This window comes from Actinoplanes sp. NPDC051411, from assembly GCF_040682075.1.
Classification (GTDB): domain Bacteria; phylum Actinomycetota; class Actinomycetes; order Mycobacteriales; family Micromonosporaceae; genus Actinoplanes.
The window spans coordinates 1-2,277 of record NZ_JBFBAD010000278.1 but is presented as its reverse complement, the minus strand read 5'-3'; the positions used below and the strand labels follow the sequence as shown (position 1 = coordinate 2,277).

General features: G+C 75.5%; 1 protein-coding gene. It reads right to left on the bottom strand.

What is annotated here, in order from left to right; genetic code table 11:
- A partial coding sequence (locus tag AB0M88_RS53170) for a BTAD domain-containing putative transcriptional regulator (RefSeq protein ID WP_364116290.1) occupies window positions 1-1,869 on the bottom strand: 1,869 nt, incomplete at its 3' end.
- Between the last annotated feature and the right edge of the window lie 408 nt (window positions 1,870-2,277).

The following is a 2,277-nucleotide window of genomic DNA, read 5'->3' as shown; positions in this document are numbered from 1 at the left end:
CCCCGCCCGGCCGCCCCCCCCGGCGCGGCGCCCGGGGCCCCCCCCCACCGGCCCCGCGCCGCCGGCCCACACCGCGGGGGCCGCGCCCACCGAGACGCCGCCGGGCAGGACCGAGACGCGCTCCGCGAGCGTACGCTCGTGCTCGCCCAGCAGATCCCAGCTCCAGGCGATGACGGCCCGCAGCGTGCGGTGGCGGGGATAGGCGGTGCGGCTGCCGCTGGTGAGCAGCCGGAACCGGTCGCCGAGCCCGGCCGCCAGCTCGCCGAGCGACAGCGTACGCAGGCGGGCCGCCGCCAGCTCCAGCGCCAACGGCATGCCGTCGAGCCCGCGCACGATGCGGAGCACCTCGGCGACCGTGTCCGGGTCGACGTCGAACCCCGGGCGTACGGCGGAAGCCCGCTCCGCGAAAAGCCGCACCGCGGCAGTCCGCCGGGCCTCCTCGGCGCTCGCGTCGGCCTCGGGCAGTGTCAGCGGCCCGAGCGGCACCAGCGCCTCGCCGTCGACCGCGAGCGGTTCCCGGCTGGTCGCCAGCACCCGCACCCCGGCACACTGGGACAGCAGCGCCGCGGTCAGGTGCGCGACCGCGTCGACCAGATGCTCGCAGTTGTCGACCAGCAGCAACGTCTCCCGCCCGCCGAGCGCGTCGACCAGCACCTCCAGCTCGCCGCCCTCGGCCAGGATGCGGCCGCCCTCGAAAATCGAGGCGCCGCGCAGGCCCAGGGCGGCCAGCACGGCCGCGCCGACCTTGGCCGGCTCGGTCACCGACGAGAGATCGACCAGCCAGGTGCCGTCGCGGTATTCGTGCCGGTGGCGGCGGCCGGCCTCGAGCGCGAGCCGGGTCTTGCCGGCGCCGCCCGGCCCGAGCACCGTGACCAGGCGCCCGCCGGCCAGCAGCGTGTCGATCCGGGCGAGGTCGTCGTCGCGCCCGATGAAGCTGGTCAGCGAGGCGGGCAGGTTGGTCGGAGGCTTGTCCGGCTGGGTTTCCGCCTTTTCCCGGGGTGGCTCGGTCCTTTCCCGGGGCGGCTTGGCCTTTTCCCGGGGTGGCTGGGTCCTTTCCCGGGGCGGCTTGGTCCTTTCCCAGGGCGGCTTGGTCCTTTCCCGGGGCGGCTCGGCGCGCAGCAGGCGCAGGTGGCGCTCGCGCAGGGCGGCACCCGGGTCGGCGCCCAGCTCGTCGGCCAAAGACTCGCGCACCCGTTCGAAAACGGCGAGCGCCTCGGCCTGGCGGCCCTGGGCGGCGAGCGCGTCCATCAGCAGGGCGGCGGCCCGCTCGTCGGCCGGATGCTCGGCCAGCCGGGTGGCCAGCCGGGTCGACGCGACGTCGGCCGCGCCCAGTGCGGTCTCGGCCTCGGCGAGGTCGGCGATCACATCGGCGGCGGTGCGGGCCAGCCGGGTCGCGACCGCCGGAGCCACCGCGCCTGCCGCCTTGGCCATTCCTGTCGTGTCCGCCCCGGCACCGCTCCACAGCGACGCGGCCTCTCCGAGCAGCGGGACCGCGGCCTCGGGGCGGCCGGCCCGCAGCAGATCGCGGCCCTCGGCGGCGAGCCGCTCGAAGCGCAGCGCGTCGACGTCATCGGCGGCCACGTCGAGCCGGTAGCCGCCCTCGACCTGCACGACCGTGCCGGCCGCACCGAGCAGCTTGCGCAGCCGCGAAACCAGGGACTGCAGCGCGTTGGCCGGGTCGGCCGGGCGCTCCTCGGGCCAGAGCGCCCCGACCAGCACCCCCGGGTCGACGGCGCGACCACCGGCCAGGGCGAGCCGCACGATCAGGCCGCGCAGCCGGGCCCCGGGGACAGGCACGGCGAGCTCACCCCGCACCACCTGAAAGGTGCCGAGCAGCGTCACCCGCAGCCGCATAGCCGAGTCCCCCATGCCACGATCCTCTCGCGCGGGGGCCAGCGGACCAAAACGCGGTCAGCTCCACCTCAGGGACGGGGTGGCGCATCGTTGGCGCGTTCGTGGACCTTCCTGCTTTTCGCCATTGACGAGGTCGGCCGCCTGGCGCGCTGCACGGATACCGGCTCCTGGTGCCACGACCCGGTTCCAGGCGCAGGGCGATCCGCGAACTGGTCGGCACCGGAGACATCACGACCGTCGGAATCCGCTGCGCCCCGGAGTGACCCACCGGGCCGCTCGGGGCCCTCCCGCGCGGGCTCGGCGGGAGATGATCCGGAGCTGAAGTTCGGTAACTGGATAGGTGCCTGAGGTGCCTGAAGATTCGGATGTGTATTCCGGTCAACTGGTGGCGGGTATCCAGGGGTTGCCGGTGACAGCGCGGGT